Here is a 25,812-nt window from a genome sequence, read left to right on the forward strand (position 1 = left end):
ACTCTCTCGATATTTGAATGGTTAGTGAATGCCACCGATGCGGTTAAAACGCACACCAGTTGGAATCCATGAAGGTAGAACACTATCTGCGCCACGATCAAACTCGAAGCTGATCCAGATCGCGACAGCTTTACCGACTAAGTTTGCTTCTGGAACAAAGCCCCAGTAACGGCTGTCAGCACTGTTGTCACGGTTATCACCCATCACAAAATACTGACCTTGTGGTACAACCCACTCTGTCGTTCCGCTGCGTGGGAAATATTGCTCCACGCGGTTACGCACAAGAGGGTTAACCAAAATATTGTGCTCAACGTTACCCAATTTTTCATCCAGTTGGATCATTGGAATACCGTTCGAGCTAAACTGACTTTCTTCAACATTGCTCAGTTTAACTGGCTTACATGCCGATTCGCCTTGGCTTTGCACGCAAAGCTGCTTATCACTTGAATAACGCACGATATCACCAGGTAAACCAACTACACGCTTAATGTAGTCCACACTTGGTTGTGGTGGGTATTTGAATACCACGATATCACCACGCTCAGGCTTACCAGTTTCCACTAGCTGAGTACGCCATACTGGGTCTTTTAGACCGTACGCGTACTTCTCAACTAAAATGAAATCGCCAACCAGCAAGGTAGGCATCATTGAGCCTGACGGGATTTGAAATGGTTCGTAGATAAAAGAACGTAATACTAAAACGAACGCGATCACAGGGAAAATAGAGACGCTATTTTCAACCCACCAAGGCTGACGCTCAACTTTTTGCAAGGTCACTGCATCCAAACCATTAGACGTCTGAGCTTGAATCTCAGCCAGTTTTTCCTGACGCTTTTTCGCGAAAACCAGCTTTTCCAATAGCCAAACCACGCCAGTTACCAAAGTCGCAATAACCAACATCAGTGAGAATGTATTCGCCATTAAATTCCCTTATCTAAAAATACGAAAGTGAAAGAGCCGAAACCCTTTCACTTATTTTAATATCTAACGTCTTAAGACCGACAAGTGTGAGACAAAGTTCAACTTTAGTCTTTACCTACGTGAAGGATGGCTAGGAACGCTTCTTGAGGCAGCTCAACGTTACCGATCTGCTTCATGCGTTTCTTACCTTCTTTCTGTTTCTTCAGAAGTTTCTTCTTACGACTTACGTCACCGCCGTAACATTTCGCAATAACGTTCTTACGCAACTGTTTTACCGTTGAACGAGCGATAATGTGGTTACCAATTGCCGCTTGGATTGCGATATCAAACATTTGGCGAGGGATGAATTCTTTCATCTTCTCTACCAACTGACGACCGCGAGTCTGAGACTGATCTTTGTGTGTGATCATCGCCAATGCATCAACAGTGTCACCGTTAAGAAGAACGTCTACACGTACCATGTTCGAAGCTTCAAAACGCTGGAAGTTGTAATCCAAAGATGCGTAACCGCGTGATGTTGATTTCAGACGATCGAAGAAATCCAGTACCACTTCAGCCATTGGAATATCGTAAGTCACAGCGACTTGGTTACCGTGGTAAACCATATCAACTTGACTGCCTCGCTTTTCAACACACAGTGTGATTACGTTACCTAGGTACTCTGAAGGCACAAGGATGTTACAACGCGCAATCGGTTCACGAATTTCTTCAATATCATTGATCGCTGGTAGTTTTGCTGGGCTATCAACATACAGCAGATCGCCATCCGTCTTCTCAACTTCGTAAACTACCGTTGGTGCTGTGGTAATAAGATCCAAGTCGTATTCACGCTCTAGACGCTCTTGGATGATTTCCATGTGCAACATGCCAAGGAAACCACAACGGAAACCAAAGCCAAGTGCCGCAGAGTTTTCTGGCTCGTAGAATAGCGATGCGTCGTTAAGGCTTAGTTTGCCTAGTGCGTCACGGAAGTTTTCGTAATCGTCGGAAGATACAGGGAACAGACCTGCGTAAACCTGAGGTTTAACTTTCTTAAAGCCTGGTAGCGGTTTATCACAACCATTCTTCGCTAGAGTCAGCGTATCACCAACAGGGGCACCAAGAATGTCTTTGATGCCACAAACAACCCAACCTACTTCACCAGTACGAAGGGTATCGGTATCTACTTGTTTTGGCGTAAAGATACCAAGGCGGTCTACACCCCAAACTTGGCCCGTACTCATCACTTTGATCTTATCGTTCTTCTTCAGTTCGCCGTTTTTAATACGCACTAGAGAAACAACGCCAAGGTAGTTATCAAACCATGAGTCAATGATCAGCGCTTGTAGTGGCGCATCTGGATCACCTTCCGGTGCTGGAATCGCTGACACAATGTTCTCTAGAACGTCATCAACACCAATGCCTGTCTTCGCAGAACAGCGGGTTGCTTCCATTGCATCGATACCAACGATTTCTTCAATTTCTTCCGCTACACGCTCAGGATCGGCTGCTGGTAGGTCAATCTTGTTCAAGATTGGCACAACCTCTAGATCCATTTCGATCGCGGTGTAACAGTTAGCCAGTGTTTGAGCTTCAACACCTTGACCCGCATCCACAACCAATAGCGCACCTTCACAAGCCGCTAGAGAACGTGATACTTCATATGCAAAGTCAACGTGCCCCGGAGTATCGATGAAGTTCAGCTGATACGTCTCACCGTCTTTAGCGGTGTAGTTTAGCGTCACACTCTGAGATTTGATGGTGATGCCACGCTCACGTTCAAGATCCATAGAATCCAGAACCTGTGCGGCCATTTCACGATCGGTTAACCCGCCACAAACTTGGATTAGACGGTCTGATAGGGTCGACTTACCATGGTCGATGTGGGCGATAATCGAAAAGTTACGAATGTGCTTCATAGATTTAGGGTGACTAACTCTTTACAAATAGGGACAGTAAGAAACGCCATCTACTGACGGCATTTCAATCAAGTTGGCAGATTCTACCGAATTTCGTTAACGGGCGCACGTAATTTAAAGTACATACCCAAATAACCTTTAGTGGAGGGGGACAGCACTTACTGGATTGGCTCTCCAAGTACCCGAACGAGGGTAACTTGGCGCTTGGATTCATCTTCTAACGGACGAGAAACACGTTTTGCGATCCACATTCCACCAGCGGCAAACAATACCGATGCCAATATGATGATGCCTTCCCCGCCGGCTGTCAGCGGCGCTAATAGGAAGTGACCAAACATCGCACCGATAATCAAACCAAACAATGGCAGTAAATAAACCGCCATTGCTGATTTTATTAGGCTCGACTCAGGAAAACCAATCTCGACGACTTGACCTATTTTCACCGATTTATCCGTGCGCAGGTGCCAAGATAAACTCTTGTTACCAATGGCTTTAGTAACAACGCCCGTTCCACAGCTTTTCTGTGAAGAGCAACTACTGCAACTGGTCTGCTGTTCGCAACTTAAATCAATTTCGTATTGCTTGCCGCGACGATGCACGTCTGTCACGGTAGCCAACGCGGTCATCATTGTTATTTACTCTTTGTTACATTAAATGTGACTGATTGGGCGATACGCTGTGCTGTGGTCGGTGGAATGTCTCCTACAACAGAGATTTCATGTTGACCACTCACAAAACTGTGTAGCGTTCTTCTGCCTTGGCGAACCAACTGCCCTTTTAACGAATGCTCATCCTTGTTTGCTACGTAAACAGAGAAGCTAAACAGACCATCAGAATACAGCTGGCTCTCCACCATTTGGTTAGTAACGGCCATACGATAGCGGTTGAGCTCGTTCGGCTCGAAACCCTCAGGGATCCAACCAACCTGCCAATTACTGGTCCCAATATCGCCTTTTGGCATGGTGAGAACAGCAGGTAATTGAACATCTTGCAGGCCACTCATTAACTCTGCGATTTTTGGGTTTACCGTGTAAGAAATAGTGCGATATTGTTCAAGCATCTCACCATCGCGGTCCACAAGGTCGGCACGTAACGGCAATTTACTCTTCTCATCGATCCATAGTACGTATGAATAGCGCAGACCGTCTTTAGGAACAATACGCAGCACTTGTGTTGCCACACCAGCTTCACGAGCTCTACCCACTTTTACGTAGTCGTAATACAAGTTTAGCTCATCGATATTGGTGTTGAGCATAGGCATAGTCGGAGCGACCATTTTACCTGACTCGATGGTGAATGGTTCTAAACCCGTTTCGATATAACTTACTTCAGTTCCGCGACGAATCACTTCACGCACAGGGCCACTTAAGTAGACAAGATGAGCATATTGATCGTCACCATGCGTGGCATGACGATACAGCAACGGCTCAATGCTGTTCTTTTTGATAAGGATATAAGAGAGTTCGTAACTTAAATTCTTACTCGCCTCGCTCATTTGATGCAATAAAGCCTCCGCTGGCTTATCACCAGCAAAGGCTTGAGAAGACATCATACTGAACAGAGCGCAAGCGCTGATCAGAAATTTTTTCATTCAATATCCGGATTCAGATTTGCATCTTGTTGAGATGCATCACTGTTAATTCGTAACTGCAATTCGTAGTCTCGCAGCATAGCATGAACACGCTTGCGCTGCTCTTGCATATTTGCCTCGCCTACAGAACGTTCTACAGACTCACGAGTCAAACTCACTGGTTCTGCGCTGCCAGCAAACGGAACCGTCTGCAATACAGGTAATTGATCTGTTTGCGGCGACATTGAATCGCTACCACCGTACTGCTGTACACCTAAAATAACAACAAGCGATACACATGCAGCAACAGCAACTTGACCAAACTGCGTCAACCAACCTGGCAACTGACGTTTTGCTTTTTGCGGTTCTGGTTGCGACTCTTTTGGCGTATCCGCAATTGAGATAACATTTGCACTGTGCGAATCAAACGCACGGTGTGCAGGTTCATCTTCTAACGCTAACGCCACGCTTTCAGCAATATTCCACTCAGGTTTTGCTGGCGCTTCGCCTCGCATCACATCACCAATCAGGTGATAGTTCTGCCAAGCATCACGGCTCTCTTGGTCTTGCTCTAACTCTTGAATTAAAGCCTTATCGACCAATTCTCCATCCATGAGAGCTGAAAGTTTTTCTTTGTCAGCCATTATTTTCACCATAGTTATTACTTGTACTAGCGTTGCAAAAGAGGTCTGATTTTCTTTTCCACCGCCTCACGAGCACGGAAGATACGCGATCGTACCGTTCCTACCGGGCAATCCATCACTTCTGCAATTTCTTCATAACTCAAGCCATCGAGCTCTCGTAATGTCATTGCGGTTTTTAAATCTTCAGGTAAAGCTTCGATTGCACTGAACACCACCCGTTGCAATTCTTTGGACAACGTTAAGTTCTCAGGGTTCGATATTTCTTTAAGTGCACTACCTGTTTCGTAAAATTCAGCATCTTCAGCATCGACATCTGTCGCTGGAGGTCTACGCCCTTGAGCAACAATGTGATTTTTCGCAGTATTCACTGCAATGCGATACAGCCACGTATAAAACGCACTTTCCCCACGAAAGCTAGGGATAGCTCGGTAAGCTTTAATAAACGCTTCTTGTGCTACATCTGGTACATCGCCAGGATTACTAACGTATCTGGAAATAAGATTACATACCTTATTCTGGTACTTTGTTACCAACAGGTTGAATGCTTGCTTATCGCCATTCTGAACTCGCTCAATCAATACTTGATCGGTCAGCTGCTCGTTCATTCGAGCGGATACTCCTATTTGTTATGCCCCTACTCTTCTCAGATATGGGTACTAATTATGCAAAACGTAGTATTGACACCACTGCTTACTTGAGCACTATTGTGACCCTAACGTGAATGAGAAAGTTCCATGGTTTCTCAAGTTTTTTGTCATTGTTTTTTCACAGTGTGATGTCTGTACCCAAATGACCACCGCTGCCTGACTTTAGTCTAAGTTTGACAAGCGAGCATCTTGGAGGGAAATGGGTATAATGAATGATCTCTGTCCCAGATTGTGCTGGGTCGAGCATGGAAAAGCAATGGCATTGACAAACTATTACTTTTCATTTGCATGGCTAATGGCTATCTGAACACCGCGTTACAAATTATAACTTAGGAAGCATGCTCATGCTCTGCATGAAAAAGAAGAGTGGCTCAGTCACCGCCGTAACACGGACGTCGATAGGTCTCCCAACTTAGCCCTTAGCGACAGATGTCGCGATAATGGAATGCACATGGTGTGCAAATAATACACAAGGTAACTTTGTTACCTTAGCTTGGGATTATAAAAGTTATATGAACACAAATCGTGAACATGAGTGTGATGTATTAGTGGTAGGGAGTGGCGCGGCAGGTTTGTCGTTGGCTTTGCGCGTTGCTAACCACTGTAAGGTGATGGTGCTGAGTAAAGGACCACGCAGCGAAGGGGCAACCTACTATGCTCAAGGCGGTATCGCTGCCGTATTTGATGAGTCAGACACCATTGATTCACACGTTGAAGACACGCAAATCGCCGGGGATGGTATTTGCGATGAGGAGACCGTGAGGTTCATTGCTGAGCATTCAAAAGAGTGTGTACAGTGGTTGATTGACGGTGGTGTCCCATTTGATCGTGAAGAAGATGACTCTGACGATGAACCTCGCTACCACTTAACTCGTGAAGGTGGTCATAGCCGTCGTCGTATTCTCCACGCGGCAGATGCGACAGGTATGGCGATGCAAACCTCCCTGCAAGATAACGCTCATAATCATCCAAACATTCATGTTCTCGAACGTCATAATGCTCTGGACTTAATCACCGAAGACAAAATTGGCGGTGATAAAAACAAAGTTATCGGTGCTTATATTTGGAACCGCAACGAAGAGCATGTCGAAACCGTGCGAGCCAAATTTGTGGTTCTCGCTACAGGTGGTGCTTCAAAGGTTTATCAATACACCTCTAACCCAGATGTGTCGTCTGGTGATGGTATTGCGATTGCTTGGCGTGCAGGGTGTCGTGTGGCTAATATGGAATTTAACCAGTTCCATCCGACGTGTTTATATCACCCAGAAGCACGTAACTTCTTGCTAACTGAAGCGTTACGTGGCGAAGGTGCTTACCTGCGTCGTCCAGATGGTTCTCGCTTTATGCCAGATTTCGATGAACGTAAAGAGCTTGCTCCGCGTGACGTCGTGGCTCGTGCTATCGACTTCGAAATGAAGCGTTTAGGCGCCGACTGTATGTATCTCGACATCAGTCATAAGCCTGCTGACTTTATTACGAAACACTTCCCTACCATTTATTCACGTTTGATGGACTTGGGCATTGACATGACTAATGAGCCAATCCCAATCGTACCTGCTGCACACTACACTTGTGGCGGTGTCATGGTGGATAGAAATGGCTGCACCGATCTGAAAAATTTGTATGCGATTGGTGAAGTTAGCTACACCGGGCTGCATGGTGCTAACCGCATGGCATCAAACTCACTTCTCGAATGTGTGGTTTATGCTTGGTCTGCGGCAAAAGATATTCTAAAACATCACACTAACGTTGAGCTACCCTCACAGGTGCCATGTTGGGATGAAAGTAAAGTAACCAATAGTGATGAAGAAGTGATCATTCAGCACAACTGGCACGAGCTTCGTCTGTTTATGTGGGACTACATGGGCATTGTGCGAACTGACAAGCGTTTAGAGCGCGCCTTACGCCGTATCCAACTGTTGCAACAAGAAACACACGAGTACTACAGCAATTTCCGAGTGTCGAACAACTTATTAGAACTGCGTAACCTTTTACAAGTAGCAGAGTTGATGGTTCGTTGTGCGATGCAGCGTAAAGAGAGTCGAGGTTTGCACTACACGCTTGACTATCCGAACCAACTGGAAAACAGCGGACCAACGATTTTGGTTCCAGCTAAACAGCTTTAACTTTACCAATTAAACTATTACATCAGCAGGGAGCATTAGCTCCCTGTTTCATTTCCCATTGGCGTAATACCAAAGATAGTTGACGATACTGCTCATCGTCACAGCTATCACGCCAAATCGTAACACTACGGCCAGATTGCAATTGGAATGTTATCTTGAATGGTGATGCCGATGTATCGACTCGCTGTAAATGACCCTTTTCGGACTCAATATCTTCCGAGTATTCGCCATACTCAAGGGCATCAAACCTAACCGAGCCATCGCAGTGCACATACCAATGCCCATGACTTGTAGGTTGAACAAGGCCTTGGCTTGAGAGAGCCTTAACAATCAGTAATAACAAATAAGTCGATAATACGAGCGGAATGCTAGAGAAGATAACAGCCCAAGTCATCAATAAGAAAAGTACAACATTGAGGACTCGGGCAGTCAGAGAGGGAGAAGCAGTAAAATTAACGAACTTTGCTGAGGTTATGGGCGACAATTTTATCAACCATTGCTGCATGACCTAAATTTTCGCTACGGCCATGCCCCATTACCCAAGTAAACAGATCAGGATCATCGCATTCAAGTAAAGAAACAAAGTCACGCTGCTCTTGTTCACTCAGAGTATCAAAGCACTCTTCAAAAAACGGCATAATTACTACGTCAAGCTCAAGCATGCCTCGACGACAAGCCCATTTAATACGCGCTTTTTCTTCCGGAGTGTACATTCACTATTCCTTCATAGATGTCTTGTTGTTAGTGCGGAGTGTAACAAGGGATGTGCTACGTCACTAGTGTGCGGGTCACAATACGATAGTGAAAGCAGACAAATGTTGATTCGTAAATCGCTCCCCTAGTATCTCAAGGTTATTTGGGTATAACATAGCGGAAAAATATCTTCAAAAGGCATTGTAATTATGGAATGGCAAACTCGTTTTTCAGCATTACCTCTCTCAACTCAAGACGCACTTCCAGAGTTATCTATCTCACTGCTGGATAACTTCGGCATGATCACCATGATCGGTGATGATAAAAAATCATACTTACAAGGTCAGGTTACCTGCGATGTTGTTTCTTTAGAACAAGACCAATCAACACTGGGCGCACATTGTGATGCGAAAGGCAAAGTGTGGAGCGTGTTCCGCCTTTTCCATCATCATGATGGCTACGGCATGATCCAACCAAAATCGGCGATTGACGTAGAACTTAGTGAAATAAAGAAATACGCCATTTTCTCTAAAGTAACGATTGAAGCTTCTGATGACGTTATCTTAGGTGTTGCTGGCGTCAAAGCCGACGAATTCATTTCAACAATGAGCAAGACAACTGGCAGCGTTCGCCCAGTTGACGGTGGCACAGCCGTGCAAGTTGCACAAGAGCGCTGGTTACTGATATTAAGTGCGCCAGAAGCACAGCAAATCGTTGAAACTACCGACGCTGTCTTTACGACAAATGAGCTTTGGAATCGTTTCGATATTGAGGCAGGTTTACCATTTGTCTCTGCATCCGCGCAGAATGCTCACATTCCACAAGCACTTAACGTGCAAGCTTTAGGAGGCATAAGCTTCACAAAGGGCTGCTACACGGGACAAGAAACGGTAGCACGAGCGAAGTATCGCGGTACCAATAAACGTGCGATGTATATCGTAAAAGGTGCAACTTCTGCTCCATTCAGTGACGAACCAATTGAGCTCGAACGCAGCGTAGGTGAAAACTGGCGTTCAGTAGGTGCTTTATTAAATCACTACCAGTTCAGTGACAATCACGCGATTGGCCTGATCGTACTGCCTAATAATCTCGATGAAGACACTCGTCTTCGTTTAGTTGCGCAACCAGAATGTGAATGGACAATCGAATCACTGCCTTACAGTCTTGATGATGAGTAATACAATCAATACTCCTTTGATGCAATTTCTCACAGACCAACACGTTCCGTTTCGTCTGTTACCGCATCAAAGACCAGCAACCACCATTGAGGATGTCGCGCACCAACGCGGCATTCGCCCTTCTCAAATGGTGAAAGCAATCTTGCTACGAGACATGGGTAATCAATATGCACTCGCCTGTGCACCAGGTGATCGTAGCGTTGATCCCAAAAAAGTGCGCTCGTTACTGAAATGTCGCCGGATGACTTGTGTTGATCAAGCCGATGTTGAGTCCATCACTGGTTACAAAGTTGGTACTGTCACTCCTCTGTTACTCAAACGTCATATGCCAATCGTGTTCGACCCCAGCTTACTAGAAGAACAGGAAGTCACGATCAGCAGTGGCGATCGAATGGCTGGGCTGGCGCTTTCTATTCAAGATCTTATCCAATTGTGCCAGCCGACCGTAGCTGAGATCTGTCGTTAATCGTCTAAAAACAATGTAATGACACGTAGTGTTTCTATCACTGCGTGATCTCGCTCATATCTACAAAAATAGACATGAGAATTTTTAATCACATATAAAACATAAATAGTCACAAAGATAAAACTCGTATATGCTGAATTTGTTGGTTAAGTTTCAAACAAGCACTTAACCAATATAAAGTGAGTCAGCTAGCTGAGTGACAGCATTCATGCAGTTAGTTATCCACTTTTGTGTAATGCATCTGTGACTATTCGCCCGCTGAAGCGGGCTTTTTTTTACGTGGAACTTTTTCTCTTTCATTTCCTCTAATCGTTAGAACGTAAAGTGTGTTACGCGAAGCACGACCTTAATAGAAACAACTAGCAAACAACCGTTTTCGTTCTATTCTTAATTCTGTAACAAAACTATTGCTTAATGCGTCACGTAAAAAGGAGTGTATTGGGTAAGGGTTCCTTTAGAGAGGTTATTTTTGGGGTAATCCTCACGCTATTTAAGAGATGACACTGTCAAATTGTCTAAGACAACACAACTCTCTGACGCAACACCCTACATCTGTATTTAATACTATTGCTGTCACAATAATTTTCGCGTCCAGAACGTAGAATACCTAGGCTAGGTTAGATAAAAGGAAAGTAAATATGAGACTGTTTAAGCGCTATACACCAAGTATGATTGCTAAACATATAAGTCGTCTTTTTAAAGGAAGAATTTATATTTACGGGGTCGGTAGATTCGAGTTTGATAACGGTAAGTTAATACTGCCGGAGAAAGCAGAGCAACGCCATTTCCGAGCGGTCAAAGAGATCAATCAAGAAATAATGAAACTCCGATGCGCATATGCTTAGCAAAATGTTGATAAAACAAAGGCTGGATTAACCAGCCTTTTGTGTATTTGAAGTTCGCTTTGCACTTACTGACGCGCCAGATCCGGCAAGTGTCCCTTTAAACCAAGCGCGCGCTTCATGATCTCATCTTTCGCTCCCGGCAGTTGCCCCGCTAAACTCAAGCCAATGCCACGAACAAGCTTCTTAGCAGGGTTCTCGCCAGAGAACAAATCTCGAAACCCTTGCATAGTAGCGATCATCTTTGCCGCTTCCGCTTTTCGCCAACGCTCGTAGCTTCTTAGGTTGCGTTTACTACCGATATCTTGTCCCTGCTTCCAAAGTGCTAACACCTCTTGAGCAAGACTGGCCGCATCTAATAAACCCAAATTCACACCCTGCCCCGCTAATGGGTGAATGGTATGGGCCGCATCACCAACCAGCGCGACTCGCTCGACGACAAAATCTCGCGCATAGCGCATTTTCAAAGGAAACGCAGCACGCTCTCCCACTACTTCACATAGACCAAGTCGAGCATCAAACTCACTCGTCAACGCTTTATTGAAATCATGTTCACTCATCGCCACTAACTGCTCTGCTCGATTTGGCTCCGTGGACCAAACAATAGAGCACATATTTGGTTGCGACATTGGCAAAAATGCCAACGGTCCGTGAGGAGTAAATATCTGGCGCGCAATGCTGTTGTGTGGCATAGCAGTTTTGACATTCGCGACCAAAGCATGATGACCATAGTCCCAATGCGTTAATGGAATATCCATTTGATGGCGAAGCCACGAATTCGCCCCATCGGCTCCGACCACTAATTTAGCGGTCATGGCTTGGCCATTATCGAGCGTCAGCCAGCTTTCTTGCTCACCGACCGCGAGAGTCGCGCAACGTGCAGGCATAAACATAGTGACGTTATCGAGCTTTTGGACTTGTTCAAGCAGCGCAAGTTGAATCACACGATTCTCAACAATGTGCCCTAAATCAGGTTGTGCCATACTTTGTGCATTAAATTCAATACTGGCAAAGCTATCTTGTTCCCATACTTCCATGCCATGGTAAGGTGAAGCTCGGCGCTGTTCTATGCCCTGCCAAGCACCAAGTTTACGCAAAATCGTCTCACTAGAGCGGCTCAGCGCAGACACACGAACATCGGGCAATTCTTTCAACGAATCATCTGGCACTTTACCTTCAATAACGGCGACACGCAGATCACTGTCTTTGAACGCGGCAGCAAGTGCCAACCCAACCATCCCTCCGCCGATGATGGCGATATCTACACTTTGCATCATTGCTTTTTATTACCTAATTCAGTGCGGCCGTTCATCGTTTTACCAAGCCAAGTGTATGGCGTAGTAGCGGCTGCTTAAAAATAGAAAGGTTATCCATCGCTGCTAAGGCAGTATTTCGGCCAATTCGCATCGCGGGTAAATCATTTGAAAAAACATGCACCAAGGCACTGGTTAGCCAAATAGTTTCGCTTCGATCTGCTTCTCTACGTTGACTAAAGCGCATCAGGCCTTGATAAAGACCCACATCCTCACTTTGGTGCACAATTTCTTCTGCTAGTGAGACTACATCGCGAATACCGAGATTAAAGCCTTGTCCAGCTATCGGGTGCAGCGTTTGCGCCGCATTTCCAACAATCGCAAAGCGATGTGAAATATTTTGCTTTCGATGGCGAAGAAGCAATGGGTAACTTGCACGACGCCCCACTTTTTTCATCGCGCCTAAACGCCAACCAAAATCGTTCTGTAAATGCTGGAGAAATGCTTGATCAGATAACTCAAGAACGGCTTGGGCTTCTTCAGGGTGCAAACACCAAACTAAGGACATTCGATTGTCACTCATTGGCAATAAAGCAACAGGGCCATTTTCAGTAAAACGTTCAAAGGCTCTACCTTGATGAGGTTCTTGAGTCACAATATTGGCAATGACAGCCACTTGTTCAAAATCTTGCTCAGAAAGTTCTAGACCAATTTTCTGACAACAGGTCGAAACAGCACCATCTGCAGCCACCAGCAGTTTTGCTTCAAGTTGCTCACCACTTTTCAACGTCACATGGGTACAGTTTTGCTCGCGCTCGATATCGGTAACGGAGTCAGGACAAAACAGCGTAATTGATTCGCTGCTGTCTAATAATTCTTGATATACACGCCCAACATCGGCTAATTCTACAACATACCCTAGAGCTTCAACCCCAACCTCTTGCTTGGTAATCTCCGTCATCCCAGCATGAGAACGGTCAGAAACGTGGATATGTTCAATGGGTGTGACAAACGGTTCTACTGACGTCCAGAGCTGTAGTTGACGCAACAGATTGACAGTACCGTAAGACAATGCGATTGAGCGAGAGTCAAAACCAGGGTGCATATCTGATTGTGCTTTAAAAGGCTCAACGACGGCAATGCGGAGCTTTCCCTGAGACAAATGGTCAATCGCCAATGCTAACGTTGCACCAGCCATGGCACCACCAGCAATGACTACATCATATTGCTTCATACTAACCTCTGGACGGTCTACGATTAGTGAATAGTAGGTTTTTTGTCGCTGCTTTCAGGACGAACACCAAATTCAGCATGAATCGTTAGTACGCAAGCTTTGATGTGCTCAATCACTTGCTCTAGCAATTGCGCTTGTTCACCAAGATCGTCATCTTCATCGATGCCTAATTTGGCAATCTCTTCTAGGTCAGCCAGTGCTTCTTTAGCGTCATCAGATGCTTTATTAAGCGCAACGCCTGCTAGACCTAACCCAGAAATAAAGTGGTTTACAAAGTCGGACACACTGTCAGCTAATGCGAATAAGCCTTCTTCGCCCGGCTCATCTGGCAATAGTAAAGACAGCTCCATTGACGTGCCAGTAAGCTCATTAACAGTAACGTTGAATATGCTCTGAGCAAAAGTGAGTGCTGTCGAGGGCCACCCCATCCCATCATTGGTGTAGTCAAAAAGAATCGGCTGCCAAGTTTGATCATTGATCGCCAATCCACCACTTAACATGCCAACAAATAAGCCATGTAACTCCGCCGGTGTCACTGCTAGGCTTGCCGATTGCAGTTCAGCAGCAATAGATTGGTATTCAGGAAGGGTGATTTCACTCATAACTTGGCTCATTCTTACGTAATAATGTATTGGTATATCCTACCATCAAGGTTAGTGGTCTGAAACGGCTATCAAATTCAATTTTGGACAGCATTTGTTCAATTTGCCCAATTCCTGTGTGATCTCGTCATCATTTCTCTTTCTGTGATGGGAAATGCTTGAATCTTAATAGCGGTTTTCCTATAGTTTGCTCCTCGGTAGTTGTATGAAGCAACACCTTAGATAGCGCGAATATAGAGTTTATTCATCATGAGCAATCAAGCGATCGACGTTGAAATATTAGGCAAACTTACACGAGTGAATTGTCCGACAGGACAAGAAGAGTCTCTTGTTGCAGCGGCAAAAGATCTGGATCGCCGATTGAAAGAAATGAGCGAACGTACTAAGGTAACCAATGAAATCCAACTGCTGACCTTTGCTGCATTGAATATTTGCTATGAGTTGCACACCAAGTCATACGAATCCAATGGTCAACAGCAAGAAATTACTGAGCGAATGGAAAAGCTCACCGCGTCTTTAGAGAACGCACTAAGCAAAGTTACGCAAGGACAGCAGTAAATACAAAATTTACCCTGGGGTGTGCGTCAGCAGGATTTAAGTCCCTGAGCCGATAAGCAATACCTAAGGGTTAGTATTTGGTAACTATTGAGCAAGCTCGGCATGCACCGAGAAGCCTACGGTTGTCATTGCTGATCCGCCTTGAACCAGCTGGTTCAAGGGCCACAATCCTCAACGGCACCCTGGGGTATTCTCTCTATGTCAGACCTCTCTCGACAAGACTTCCGCAAACTGATTCGTGAAAAGCGCAACGCTCTGTGCAGTGATACGCAATACCAAGCGGGAATCGACCTTATTACTCAATTTTCCCAACTTCCTGAAATCGATCAGGCGCAACATATTGCCATCTACCTTTCTGCAGACGGTGAGCTTGATACTAAACCGCTCATTGAATGGTTATGGCAACAGGGAAAATCGGTTTATCTGCCCGTCATCCATCCCTTTTCTAAAGGTCAGTTACTGTTTCTTCAGTATATAAGTGATGAACAGCTCGTCTACAACAAGTACGGCATCTTAGAGCCCAAGCTCGATATCAGACACCTCAAACCCGTTCGCCAGCTTGATTTAATCTGCACGCCTTTAGTTGGGTTCGACAGTATCGGACACCGCTTAGGCATGGGCGGAGGGTACTACGATCGTACTCTGTCACGTTGGTTTATAACTGGAGAGGGTGCTAAACCTGTCGGTATCGCTCATGACTGCCAACATGTAGAACGCTTACCAATTGAAAGCTGGGATATTCCATTACCTAAGATCGTGACCCCAAGCCAAATATGGCAATGGGAAAGTGACAAGTAAGCCGCTATAATCACGCCCGCAAACGTTAACGAACATCTATTCAGGAGATTGGCATGACTCAAGATGAAATGAAAAAAGCGGCTGGTTGGGCAGCACTAAAATATGTTGAGAAAGGCAGCATTGTCGGTGTTGGTACTGGCTCTACCGTGAATCACTTCATCGATGCACTAGGCACTATCAAAGATGATATTAAAGGTGCAGTGTCTAGCTCTGTCGCTTCAACTGAGCGCCTTAAAGAGCTTGGTATTGAAGTATACGAGTGTAACGATGTAATGAAGCTGGATGTGTATGTTGATGGCGCAGATGAGATCAACCCAGCACGTGAAATGATCAAAGGCGGCGGCGCGGCTCTGACTCGTGAGAAAATTGTCGCAGCAATCTCTGATAAGTTCGTATGTATCGTTGACGGCACTAAAGCAGTTGACGTACTTGGCCAGTTCCCATTGCCTGTTGAAGTAATCCCAATGGCACGCTCTTACGTGGCTCGTGAATTGGTAAAACTAGGTGGTGATCCAGCTTACCGTGAAGGCGTTGTGACTGACAACGGCAACGTGATTCTGGATGTGCACAATATGCAAATTACCAACCCGAAAGAAATGGAAGACAAAATAAACGGCATCGCTGGTGTGGTGACTGTGGGTCTTTTCGCTCATCGTGGTGCTGACGTAGTGATCACTGGCACACCAGAAGGTGCAAAAATTGAAGAATAAATAACAGCCCAAAATGAACCTATCTGGTTCACTTTTCTGTTATTTCATTACATACGGTGCTGCAAGGCACCGTTTTTTATTCCTTTCTATAAGAAAATTATCTCTTATTCCGTAATTTTCTTACCCAAAGCAATTTTTTTTTGTTACTTTATTGAACAGAAGACGCACAGGGAAACGTTTGTCTTCCTACAAAACTGTTAATTATCCCCTTTTTAATAGTTTTGCCCAATGTGCGCCACATTAGCCCACCTTTCCATTTTAAGGACGAGAAAAAATGGCCAAAGTTTCACTGGAAAAAGAAAAGATTAAGATCCTCTTGTTAGAGGGACTCCACCCTTCTTCAGTTGAAGTTCTTCAAGCAGCTGGTTATACCAACATTGAATACCATAAAGGTTCCCTTCCGGAAGAAGAACTAATTGAAGCGGTAAAAGACGTGCACTTCATTGGTATCCGCTCCCGTACGAACCTATCCGAAGAGGTAATCAATGCGGCGAACAAGCTGGTTGCAATTGGCTGTTTTTGTATTGGTACTAACCAAGTAAACCTAGATGCAGCAGCAAAACGCGGTATTCCTGTCTTTAATGCACCATTCTCTAACACTCGAAGCGTGGCAGAGCTTGTACTTGGGCAAATCCTTTTACTAGTGCGTGGTATTCCTGAAAAGAATGCACTTGCACATCGCGGTATTTGGAAGAAAAGTGCAGACAACTCTTACGAAGCTCGTGGTAAGTGCCTTGGCATTATCGGATACGGTCACATTGGTACGCAGCTTGGTATTATTGCCGAAAACTTAGGTATGCGCGTTTACTACTACGATATTGAGAACAAACTGTCCCTTGGTAATGCGACGCAAGTACATACCATGAGTGAACTATTGAACAAATGTGATGTGATTTCTTTGCACGTTCCCGAAACACCGGAAACGAAAAACATGATGGGTGAAGCTGAATTTGCTCGAATGAAACCAGGTTCCATCTTTATCAACGCGGCACGTGGCACCGTTGTGGATATTCCTGCACTTTGCCATAGCTTAGAAGCTGGTCACCTTGCCGGCGCTGCAATTGATGTATTCCCAACTGAACCAAAAACGAATGCTGACCCGTTCGAGTCTCCTTTACAAAAATTCGATAACGTCATCCTCACTCCACACGTTGGTGGTTCAACGCAAGAAGCGCAAGAGAATATCGGCTTAGAAGTGGCGGGTAAACTGGCTAAGTACTCTGATAATGGCTCGACACTTTCAAGCGTAAACTTCCCTGAAGTGTCATTACCAGAACACAGTGGTGAGTGTTCTCGTCTGCTTCATATCCACAAGAACCGTCCTGGTATCCTAACTCAGATCAACACCATCTTTGCTGAAGAAGGCATTAACATTGCCGCGCAGTACCTACAAACAGCCGCTGAAATAGGCTACGTAGTGATCGACGTTGAAACTGAACGCTCAGAAGAAGCTCTAACAAAGCTCAAAAACATTGAAGGCACAATCCGTGCTCGTATCCTGCACTAAACAGTGAAACAGAAACGACAAAGGCAGGGGTTATGACTCCCTGCCTTTTGCTTTTTACTGTTTGCTAAGCCTTACTTTAGCTTATAAATGACATCGACTTGATCGCGAATGATCATAGTTGAATCTTGGTAGCTATTCGCTCCTTCTTTACTATCCATCGCCATTGAACGCATTAACACAGGCTGAACGTGCATCTGTCTGTAATTGATCTGCCATACATCGCCCAACTTTTTCTCAAAACCAGTCGCTAATGACCCTGCTTTTTCTCTTGCGTCCTTAATCGCAGCCATTCGTGCCTTTTGCTGATACTCGGCTTGGTTGCTTACCTTAAGTTGAATATTATCAACCTGATTAATTCCCGCTTCTAACGCCATATCTAGGTATTGGTTAAGGTTTTTCAGATCCGTCACCGTGACATCAATACTGCGAGATGCTCGATACCCAACAAGTTCTGCTTTCCCTGATTTAGGGTAATGGTACTGAGGAGCAAGGTATAAATTCGAGCTAGTAATATTGTCTTTTGACAAGCCGGCATCCGATAAGCTTTTTAGAAACTCTTCAACGGTTTTATCTACGGACAATTTCGCTTGTTCGGCCGTCATTGTCGTATCGACTACTTTTACAGAAAACGTAGCCATATCAGGTGTGGCCGTCACTTCGCCATACCCCGTTGTCGTAACATGAGCAAACTCTGGCGTATTCGCCAAAACTGAAGCACTGGTAAGGCTGAGTGCTGAAGCCAGCAAAAATGAATACAATTTCATTCAATAAATCCATCCATACAAAATTAAGTACTTAATCTCAGATTCCAACATCACTATCATGGCTGAGAAAGCGTGTGGTTTCATAATAGAAACTTCCGCCGATTATCCAAGCACCCATAGTGACTTCTAACACAACTTTGACTATGTAACATTGGCGTAATTTTTAAACAAAACACACTTAAGTTAACGATATGCAGCTCTGACAAACTTATTGAGGTAGATGCTCCTGCGCATACCCGACTATCGCGTGTGAGATTTCTTGTAATACCCCAGTTTCTAACTGCCAGTGGTGCCAATAAATCCGATGGGACATTAAAAAACCTGGAGTCACATCAACCAACACACCTCTGTCTAATTCGTCGGTAATTTGCAAGCGGGGGATCAAGCAATAAGCAACACCAGCTAACGCCACTTTTAGAAACGCTTCAGAACTACTGATGTTGTGATGAATAACGCTGTCAGGATTGACGTTAAAATGCTCGGTAAGAAATGTTTTATGTAGATCATCATATTGGTCATATGAAACGGCCGGTGCTTTTGCCAATGTCTGATTATTTACGCCTTTAGAAAAATAACGCTGATAGAACTCTGGGCTCGCGACACAAACATAATCGATGCGACCTAAATAGTCTGCTCTGCATCCGGGGATTGGCTGGGACTCCAAGCTGATCGCTCCTGTCACTTCGCCACTTTTGAGTTTTTCAATAGAGCGGTATTCACCATAGATAGTCAGTTTTAGTTCAACTTGACGCTGCTTCATAACATTTTTCAGCGCTGGCAGTAGCCATGTTGCAAGGCTATCTGCATTAGTCGCTAAAGAGAGTTGCACAGGTCGCGTACTGGTATCATTTTTTAGTTCGGGGAGAATTTCATGCTCTAGCAAGCGTACTCGCCGATAAAGACCCAACAATTTTTTACCAATTGGCGTTGGCTTAGGTGGCTGGCTTCGAATTAAAACAGGCTGCGCGAGAAACTTCTCTAACTGCTTGATACGTTGAGAAATGGCGGATTGAGAAACAAATAAATGCTCGGCAGCACGCTCAAAGCTACCCTGATAAACTATAGCGTCTAATGCCTCAATCCATTTGTAATCTAACCCTCGCATACCTTTCCTCTCACTCTTGATCAAACGCCTCCCGTTAAATTAGTCTATCTAATGTAAGATTAAAATCATTAATTATACTTATTTAGATAAACGCTTTATCTTTCCCTTTTCTGTAAATGTATTTGTTATTTTGAAGTGAGGTGAAGTGTGAGCTTGTGGGTTCTATTGCAAGGTTTTGGTTTAGGAGCATCAATGATCATTCCGATCGGCGCGCAAAATGCGTATGTTTTGAATCAAGGCATAAAGCGTAACCACCACCTAACAACCGCCACTATTTGTAGCGTGCTAGATATGATTTTCATCTCTCTAGGTATTTTTGGTGGTGGTGCAATTCTGTCTAAAAATGAAATCTTACTGACGTCGGTGACACTTGGTGGTATTGCTTTCTTGAGCTTCTATGGACTGCTCTCACTAAAAAGTGCTTTTAAGCCGGAGAGTGAATCGGAATCAAAAGGGGAGATCGTAGCTCGAGGTCGTCGAACGGTTATTCTAGGTGCGTTAGCCGTTACTGTGCTTAATCCGCACTTATATTTAGATACAGTCGTTATTCTAGGTTCGATCGGTGGACAATTTGAAGGCCATGATCGCATTGCTTTTGCACTAGGTACGATTATGGCTTCCTTTGTTTGGTTCTACACTTTATCGATAGGAGCCGCCAAACTAGGTCCAACACTCTCTAAACCAAAAGTGAAAAAAACCATCGACATTGCAATCGCAATGATGATGTTCACAATAGCGTATATCTTAGCGAGTGAGCTTATTGATAAGTATTGGTAATCATAAGGTAGTAAGGCAGCAAAGACATGGAGTCACTAAAACGTATTTATAACAACAATAGAGAGCGATTCAACGCGCTCTCTATTCCTTTTCGGGAATGGCAGCACGAAGCCATCTTAGACTTTGAGACAGATATACGTATTGCGAGAGAGCTTGGTTGGACGGGTACGCATACCAAAAGCCTCTTTTTAACACTCAAAGGACAAGGTTACGCGGTTTATCTGACAGATAAGGACTCGCGCCTCGATGCCAAGCAGATTAAAGCGATTACAGGTAAACGTCCCTCTATTTGTAATGACGATGAAATGGTCGAAGTGTTAGGTTGCGTACCCGGCGCGGTTTGCCCAATAGGCTTACCGGAATACATCACTATCATTGTTGATACCAATCTCTATCAACATCAAGAGTTGCTCTATACGCCTGGCTTACCTGAGTTCACATTTGGATTTGCAGGTAAACATCTAAAACGCCTCTTACTTGCTGGTCATCACACCCTTTACGAAATATAAAAAAGCGAGGCCTATTGGCCTCGCTTTTGAATATCGACTGCTTTTGATTAAGCGTCGACTTTGTTCAGGTGAACATCCATTTGTGGGAATGGAATCTCGATACCATTTTCATCCAATGCTTCTTTAATACCTTGCATTGCATCAAAGTATACGCCCCAGTAATCTGCAGTTTTCACCCATGGACGAACCACAAAGTTAACTGAAGAGTCTGCTAACGTAAGTACACCAATTGTGATATCTGGGTCTTTCAAGATACGTGGATCTTTCTCTAGCGTCTCACGAATCACTTTCTTGGTTAGTTTAAGGTCTGCTTTGTATGAAACACCAATCACTAGGTCGACACGTCGTGTCGCATGGCGAGAGTAGTTAGTAATGGCACCGCCGATAACTGAAGAGTTAGGCACAACAACCATTTTGTTGTCTGGTGTTTTTAGAACTGTTTGGAAGATTTGAATTGCTTCAACACTACCCGCTACACCACCGATTTCTACGTAGTCGCCTGATTTGAATGGACGGAACGCAACAATAAGTACGCCTGCTGCAAAGTTTGATAGTGAACCTTGTAGTGCAAGACCAACAGCAAGACCTGCCGCACCAATCACAGCAACAACAGAAGCGGTTTGAACTCCTAATCGACCAAGAGCCGCGATTAGCACGATTACAAATAGCAAGTAACGAACAAGACCGTGAATAAATTCAACGACGGCCTTATCCATGTTTTTCTTTTCTAGTACTTTAGAAACACTACCAGCGACTGCCTTAACGATAAGATTACCGATAAACAGAATAAGCAGCGCAGAGATAATGTTCACACCGTACTGAACCAGTAGATCTGAATTGTTTGTCAGCCAAGTTTCAGCCTGAGTTAGACCATCCGTTAAAGTGGTATCGATACCCACCGATTCACCTGCCATAATTCTTATCCTCAAAAATAAAGAGATATAAATCCAATTGCCGTTAATTTATGAACCTTGTTTTTTAAAGGCTCTTTTCTAAAACAACATCCCTATTGCTCCACTGAACAGTGTCAGATTTTTGGCACAATATCCCAACTCTGACTTTTTTCAAAGTCAGAGTTTCGCAAAGATATGCAAAACAAGACTTTATCAGAGCTTTCTGACACTGACTTGTTACAGGTTACGCAATGCACTCTGATTTCGCCACTCTTAAGACTGATATTCCCATGTTTTCTTTAAAAAAACGTTAAAGGTGAGATATCTCACTAGCAAATACAACCTAACGCATAAAAATATCGGGAGAAAGCAGCGGGGAAGAAAGTGATAGACATAAAAAAACCCGCTCAGAGAGCGGGTTTTTAAGTAACTTAATCAGTAACGATTATAGTACGTCAACTGCGTTAAGGTCAGCAAATGCTTGCTCTAGACGAGTAACCATTGAAGCTTGGCCTGCACGTAGCCATACGCGTGGATCGTAGTACTTCTTGTTTGGTGCATCTTCACCCGTTGGGTTACCGATCTGACCTTGTAGGTAATCGTGGTTTTCAGCTTCGAACTTACGGATACCATCCCAAGTAGCCCACTGTGTATCAGTATCGATGTTCATTTTGATTACACCGTAGCCGATAGATTCACGGATTTCTTCTAGAGAAGAACCTGAACCGCCGTGGAATACGAAGTTTAGAGAGTTCGCTGGAAGACCGAATTTCTCAGAAACGTGCGCTTGAGAATCACGTAGGATAGTTGGAGTTAGTACAACGTTACCTGGCTTGTATACGCCGTGTACGTTACCGAAAGATGCTGCGATAGTGAAACGGTGGCTGATTGCGCTTAGTTTCTCGTATGCGTATGCAACGTCTTCTGGAGAAGTGTATAGCTCAGACGCATCCATATCAGAGTTGTCAACGCCGTCTTCTTCACCACCAGTACAACCTAGTTCGATTTCTAGAGTCATGTTCATTTTAGCCATGCGCTCTAGGTACTTAGCAGAAATTTCGATGTTCTCTTCTAGAGACTCTTCAGAAAGGTCGATCATGTGAGAAGAGAATAGTGGCTTACCAGTTTGCGCGAAGTACTCTTCACCAGCGTCTAGTAGACCGTCGATCCAAGGAAGTAGTTTCTTAGCTGCGTGGTCAGTGTGTAGGATTACTGGAACACCGTAAGCTTCAGCTACAGCGTGAACGTATTTCGCACCAGCAACAGCACCTAGGATTTGAGCTTCTTGACCTTCAAGTTTTAGACCTTTACCAGCAAAGAAAGCAGCGCCACCGTTAGAGAACTGAACGATAACTGGAGCTTTAACTTTTGCAGCTGCTTCAAGTACTGCGTTTACAGAGTCAGTACCCACACAGTTTACTGCTGGAAGTGCAAAGCTGTTTTCTTTTGCAACTTCAAATACTTTCTGAACGTCATCGCCAGAGATAACACCTGGTTTTACGAAGTCGAAGATCTTAGACATGGATGTAATCCTATTTATCTGTCGTTTTTAAACAAAACTTGTTAAGTTGAAAATCTTGCAAACGTTTGCTCACAACTGAGGCTATTCTAGCAGAGTTCCTCACACGTTGCAGCAAACAAGAAAGCGGGAGAATCACTCCCCCGCTTTGCTTTAATTACTTAGCGCGTGCTTCTAGCATTTCTACTGCTGGAAGAACTTTACCTTCTACGAACTCAAGGAAAGCGCCGCCGCCAGTAGAGATGTAAGATACATCCGCTTTGATACCGAACTTGTCGATAGCCGCTAGCGTGTCACCACCACCAGCAACAGAGAAGCCTTCAGAAGCTGCGATAGCTTCAGAGATACCTTTAGTACCTGCTTCGAAGTTCTTGAATTCGAATACGCCTACTGGACCATTCCATAGGATAGTCTTAGCGTTTTTAAGGATTTCAGCTAGTTCAGCAGTTGAATCTGGACCAAGGTCGAAGATCATGTCGTCGTCTTGTACTTCAGAAACGTGCTTGATTTCAGCTTCTGCGTTCTCGTCAAATGCTTTCGCACATGCAACGTCAGTTGCTACTGGAATTGCACACTCGTCCATTAGCTTCTTAGCTGTTTCAACTAGGTCTGCTTCGTATAGAGACTTACCAACGTTGTGGCCAGCAGCTGCGATGAATGTGTTAGCAATACCACCACCAACAACGAGTTGGTCAGCGATTTTAGATAGAGACTCAAGAACCGTTAGCTTAGTAGATACTTTTGAACCACCAACGATAGCAACCATTGGGCGAGCTGGCTTGTCCATTGCTTTGCCTAGCGCTTCTAGTTCGTTCGCTAGTAGAGGACCAGCACATGCTACGTCTGCGTGCATACCAACGCCGTGAGTAGATGCTTGAGCACGGTGAGCCGTACCGAATGCGTCCATTACGAATACGTCACATAGTGCTGCGTATTTCTTAGATAGCTCTTCGTCGTTTTTCTTTTCGCCTTTGTTGAAGCGAACGTTTTCAAGAACAACAAGTTCACCCGCATTTAGCTCTAGGCCATCTAGGTAGTCTTTTGCTAGCTTCACTTCGCAATCTAGTGCGTCGTTTAGGTAATTAACAACTGGTTGTAGAGAGAACTCTTCAGCGTATTCACCTTCAGTTGGGCGACCTAGGTGAGACGTAACCATTACTTTAGCGCCTGCTTCTAGGCAGTGCTTAATAGTTGGAAGAGATGCGATGATACGTGCATCCGAAGTTACTTTACCGTCTTTTACTGGCACGTTTAGGTCAGCACGGATAAATACACGTTTACCTGCAAGATCCAGGTCAGTCATCTTGATTACAGACATGATGTGTCCTCTCAAATATTTAATAATTAAAGTTTTTGAAAACTCGGCAACCCTGCCAAGCCTGTTAATTCTTCAAACTGGTTATAGATATGGAGATATTATGGATTTATTTCAAGGCTAGAAATAAAAATTCTCCATCACTTCTTCGTCATTACTGTTCCACTTGCGAAGAAGCTTGCATTGCTAAGGCAGTATCCAGCATCCGGTTAGCAAAGCCCCATTCGTTGTCGCACCAAACGAGCATTTTTACGAGTTGCCCGTTACTCACTCTAGTCTGGCTTCCATCCACAATCGCACTATGGGGGTCGTGGTTAAAGTCGATGGAAACGAGTGGCGATTCAGTATAGTCAACAATGTTACGTAATGTACACTGAGATGCGTTAACAATGGTTTGATTTACGTCATTAACTTTCACATTTGTACTAATTGTGACACTTAAATCCATTGCAGTGACGTTAACCGTTGGAACACGAACAGAAATTGCTTCGAATTTGTTGGAAAATTTCGGGAAGATTCTTTCAATCCCCTTATGCAACTTAGTGTCCACCGGAATAATAGATTGGCTTGCAGCGCGGGTACGGCGTAAGTCGTTATGATACGCATCAATTACTTGTTGATCGTTCATGGACGAATGAATTGTGGTAATGGTGCCAGACTCTATGCCGAAGGCTTCGTCTAATACTTTAATGATGGGAACGATACAGTTGGTGGTGCAAGAGCCATTGGAGACAACACGGTGCTCGTCTTTCAGAGTTTCGTGGTTCACGCCATAGATAATCGTATTATCTAGGTCGTTTGCGCCCGGGTGCGAAAACAGTACTTTCTTCGCGCCAGCTTCTATATGCGCTTGCCCATCCGCTTGCGAACCAAATACGCCAGTGCAATCCAAGACGATATCAACTTCTAAATCACGCCAAGGAAGTAATTCGATTTCGGAGAGGTGGAGAATGCGAATGGAATCATATTCACCGCTGTCATGATGAACATGCAAATGTTCTTGGTCATGGGAAATTTTTTTACCAAAGCGACCATGACTGGTGTCATATTGCAGTAGGTGTGCCATCGCCTCTGGCTGTGCTAGTTCGTTAACCGCCACAACCTTGATCTGCTGGTGTTTTCCGCTTTCATACACCGCTCGCAGAACATTACGACCTATACGTCCAAATCCATTGATCGCAACCTTTAGCATTTATCCTTCGCCCTACCAAAAATTTCGTGTTACAGATACTACCTGATCAGGCTGACAAACGCACCTGTTGAATCACAGTAAAGCAGGATTA

General features: G+C 44.5%; 27 protein-coding genes and 1 other RNA gene. 11 read left to right on the top strand and 17 right to left on the bottom strand.

The window, feature by feature from the left end; all coding sequences use genetic code 11:
* Positions 1-21: 21 nt before the first annotated feature.
* From lepB to rpoE, 6 genes are all read right to left on the bottom strand, one after another.
* Positions 22-921 carry a signal peptidase I gene (gene lepB, locus R7O12_RS01475; protein WP_005380933.1) on the bottom strand — a complete coding sequence of 300 codons (900 nt, stop codon included), beginning with the start codon at positions 919-921 and terminating at the stop codon, positions 22-24.
* Between the two features lie 104 nt (positions 922-1,025).
* Entirely contained in the window at positions 1,026-2,819 is a 1,794-nt protein-coding gene (gene lepA, locus R7O12_RS01480; protein WP_005380934.1) for a translation elongation factor 4, read from the bottom strand.
* Between the two features lie 158 nt (positions 2,820-2,977).
* The gene (locus tag R7O12_RS01485) at positions 2,978-3,448 is read right to left on the bottom strand and encodes a SoxR reducing system RseC family protein (protein WP_005384575.1); all 471 of its coding nucleotides are present in this window, start codon (positions 3,446-3,448) and stop codon (positions 2,978-2,980) included.
* A 2-nt stretch (positions 3,449-3,450) separates the two neighbouring features.
* Positions 3,451-4,410, bottom strand: coding sequence for a sigma-E factor regulatory protein RseB (rseB, locus tag R7O12_RS01490; protein WP_005380941.1), 960 nt, complete (start codon positions 4,408-4,410; stop codon positions 3,451-3,453).
* Positions 4,407-5,033 (bottom strand): sigma-E factor negative regulatory protein, encoded by a 627-nt coding sequence (locus R7O12_RS01495; protein ID WP_005380944.1) that lies wholly within the window; start codon positions 5,031-5,033, stop codon positions 4,407-4,409. Before R7O12_RS01495 ends, rseB begins: the two co-directional genes overlap by 4 nt.
* A gap of 26 nt (positions 5,034-5,059) precedes the next feature.
* Positions 5,060-5,638 carry an RNA polymerase sigma factor RpoE gene (gene rpoE, locus R7O12_RS01500; RefSeq protein WP_005380946.1) on the bottom strand — a complete coding sequence of 193 codons (579 nt, stop codon included), beginning with the start codon at positions 5,636-5,638 and terminating at the stop codon, positions 5,060-5,062.
* 554 nt (positions 5,639-6,192) lie between these two features.
* On the opposite strand from rpoE, the gene nadB reads away from it, so the two are divergent.
* Positions 6,193-7,806, top strand: coding sequence for an L-aspartate oxidase (gene nadB, locus R7O12_RS01505; protein WP_025998529.1), 1,614 nt, complete (start codon positions 6,193-6,195; stop codon positions 7,804-7,806).
* Between the two features lie 22 nt (positions 7,807-7,828).
* On the opposite strand, the gene R7O12_RS01510 is transcribed toward nadB, so the two are convergent.
* Together R7O12_RS01510 and R7O12_RS01515 are read right to left on the bottom strand one after the other, a co-directional pair.
* Positions 7,829-8,290, bottom strand: coding sequence for a protein YgfX (locus R7O12_RS01510; RefSeq protein ID WP_230623489.1), 462 nt, complete (start codon positions 8,288-8,290; stop codon positions 7,829-7,831).
* Entirely contained in the window at positions 8,259-8,519 is a 261-nt protein-coding gene (locus R7O12_RS01515; protein ID WP_005380951.1) for a succinate dehydrogenase assembly factor 2, read from the bottom strand. Before R7O12_RS01515 ends, R7O12_RS01510 begins: the two co-directional genes overlap by 32 nt.
* A 189-nt stretch (positions 8,520-8,708) precedes the next feature.
* Between R7O12_RS01515 and ygfZ the strand changes: the two genes are divergently transcribed.
* The 3 genes from ygfZ (at position 8,709) to R7O12_RS01530 (ending at position 10,988) form a co-directional block, all read left to right on the top strand.
* Positions 8,709-9,677, top strand: a complete 969-nt coding sequence (gene ygfZ, locus R7O12_RS01520; RefSeq protein WP_213891983.1) for a tRNA-modifying protein YgfZ — start codon at positions 8,709-8,711, stop codon at positions 9,675-9,677.
* A complete protein-coding gene (locus R7O12_RS01525; RefSeq protein ID WP_213874890.1) occupies positions 9,670-10,143 on the top strand; it encodes an aminoacyl-tRNA deacylase in 474 nt (157 codons plus the stop codon). The genes ygfZ and R7O12_RS01525 overlap by 8 nt, the downstream gene beginning before the upstream one ends.
* A gap of 638 nt (positions 10,144-10,781) precedes the next feature.
* Complete coding sequence (locus R7O12_RS01530) at positions 10,782-10,988, top strand: DUF1107 domain-containing protein (protein WP_005380970.1); 207 nt, start codon at positions 10,782-10,784, stop codon at positions 10,986-10,988.
* A 65-nt stretch (positions 10,989-11,053) separates the two neighbouring features.
* Here the strand turns inward: R7O12_RS01530 and R7O12_RS01535 are convergent, their stop codons facing one another.
* From R7O12_RS01535 to R7O12_RS01545, 3 genes are read right to left on the bottom strand one after another with little or no spacing between them, the layout of a single operon-like run.
* Positions 11,054-12,262 carry an FAD-dependent 2-octaprenylphenol hydroxylase gene (locus tag R7O12_RS01535; RefSeq protein ID WP_017633554.1) on the bottom strand — a complete coding sequence of 403 codons (1,209 nt, stop codon included), beginning with the start codon at positions 12,260-12,262 and terminating at the stop codon, positions 11,054-11,056.
* Between the two features lie 31 nt (positions 12,263-12,293).
* Complete coding sequence (gene ubiH / locus R7O12_RS01540) at positions 12,294-13,472, bottom strand: 2-octaprenyl-6-methoxyphenyl hydroxylase (protein ID WP_017633555.1); 1,179 nt, start codon at positions 13,470-13,472, stop codon at positions 12,294-12,296.
* A 23-nt stretch (positions 13,473-13,495) separates the two neighbouring features.
* A complete protein-coding gene (locus R7O12_RS01545; protein WP_005380976.1) occupies positions 13,496-14,074 on the bottom strand; it encodes a YecA family protein in 579 nt (192 codons plus the stop codon).
* A 249-nt stretch (positions 14,075-14,323) separates the two neighbouring features.
* Between R7O12_RS01545 and R7O12_RS01550 the strand changes: the two genes are divergently transcribed.
* The 5 genes from R7O12_RS01550 to serA all read left to right on the top strand — a co-directional run bounded on the left by R7O12_RS01550 (position 14,324) and on the right by serA (position 17,647).
* Positions 14,324-14,632, top strand: coding sequence for a cell division protein ZapA (locus tag R7O12_RS01550; RefSeq protein WP_005384553.1), 309 nt, complete (start codon positions 14,324-14,326; stop codon positions 14,630-14,632).
* 8 nt (positions 14,633-14,640) lie between these two features.
* A non-coding RNA gene (ssrS, locus tag R7O12_RS01555) (6S RNA) lies at positions 14,641-14,825 on the top strand.
* A 5-nt stretch (positions 14,826-14,830) separates the two neighbouring features.
* On the top strand, positions 14,831-15,430 hold the full coding sequence (locus tag R7O12_RS01560; protein WP_005384552.1) for a 5-formyltetrahydrofolate cyclo-ligase: 600 nt from the start codon (positions 14,831-14,833) through the stop codon (positions 15,428-15,430).
* Positions 15,431-15,483: 53 nt separating this feature from the next.
* Positions 15,484-16,140, top strand: coding sequence for a ribose-5-phosphate isomerase RpiA (rpiA, locus tag R7O12_RS01565; protein WP_005380982.1), 657 nt, complete (start codon positions 15,484-15,486; stop codon positions 16,138-16,140).
* Between the two features lie 274 nt (positions 16,141-16,414).
* Complete coding sequence (gene serA / locus R7O12_RS01570; protein WP_005384551.1) at positions 16,415-17,647, top strand: phosphoglycerate dehydrogenase; 1,233 nt, start codon at positions 16,415-16,417, stop codon at positions 17,645-17,647.
* A 71-nt stretch (positions 17,648-17,718) separates the two neighbouring features.
* Here serA and R7O12_RS01575 read toward each other — a convergent pair whose 3' ends face one another.
* Together R7O12_RS01575 and R7O12_RS01580 are read right to left on the bottom strand one after the other, a co-directional pair.
* On the bottom strand, positions 17,719-18,411 hold the full coding sequence (locus R7O12_RS01575) for an oxidative stress defense protein (RefSeq protein WP_005384550.1): 693 nt from the start codon (positions 18,409-18,411) through the stop codon (positions 17,719-17,721).
* 208 nt (positions 18,412-18,619) lie between these two features.
* Complete coding sequence (locus tag R7O12_RS01580; protein WP_132936935.1) at positions 18,620-19,516, bottom strand: LysR family transcriptional regulator ArgP; 897 nt, start codon at positions 19,514-19,516, stop codon at positions 18,620-18,622.
* 147 nt (positions 19,517-19,663) lie between these two features.
* Here R7O12_RS01580 and R7O12_RS01585 point away from each other — a divergent pair, with 147 nt between their 5' ends.
* A complete protein-coding gene (locus R7O12_RS01585; protein WP_213907433.1) occupies positions 19,664-20,293 on the top strand; it encodes a LysE/ArgO family amino acid transporter in 630 nt (209 codons plus the stop codon).
* A 26-nt stretch (positions 20,294-20,319) separates the two neighbouring features.
* Entirely contained in the window at positions 20,320-20,802 is a 483-nt protein-coding gene (locus R7O12_RS01590; RefSeq protein ID WP_005380994.1) for a YbaK/EbsC family protein, read from the top strand.
* Positions 20,803-20,849: 47 nt separating this feature from the next.
* Here the strand turns inward: R7O12_RS01590 and mscS are convergent, their stop codons facing one another.
* The 4 genes from mscS to epd all read right to left on the bottom strand — a co-directional run bounded on the left by mscS (position 20,850) and on the right by epd (position 25,721).
* On the bottom strand, positions 20,850-21,716 hold the full coding sequence (gene mscS, locus R7O12_RS01595) for a small-conductance mechanosensitive channel MscS (protein WP_005380995.1): 867 nt from the start codon (positions 21,714-21,716) through the stop codon (positions 20,850-20,852).
* Between the two features lie 424 nt (positions 21,717-22,140).
* Positions 22,141-23,217: a class II fructose-bisphosphate aldolase gene (gene fbaA / locus R7O12_RS01600; RefSeq protein WP_005380996.1), complete on the bottom strand. Its 1,077-nt coding sequence runs from the start codon at positions 23,215-23,217 to the stop codon at positions 22,141-22,143.
* 154 nt (positions 23,218-23,371) lie between these two features.
* Entirely contained in the window at positions 23,372-24,532 is a 1,161-nt protein-coding gene (locus R7O12_RS01605; RefSeq protein WP_005384547.1) for a phosphoglycerate kinase, read from the bottom strand.
* Between the two features lie 151 nt (positions 24,533-24,683).
* Positions 24,684-25,721, bottom strand: a complete 1,038-nt coding sequence (gene epd / locus R7O12_RS01610) for an erythrose-4-phosphate dehydrogenase (RefSeq protein ID WP_005384545.1) — start codon at positions 25,719-25,721, stop codon at positions 24,684-24,686.
* Positions 25,722-25,812 lie beyond the last annotated feature (91 nt).

Source organism: Vibrio sp. Vb1574, from assembly GCF_033338675.1.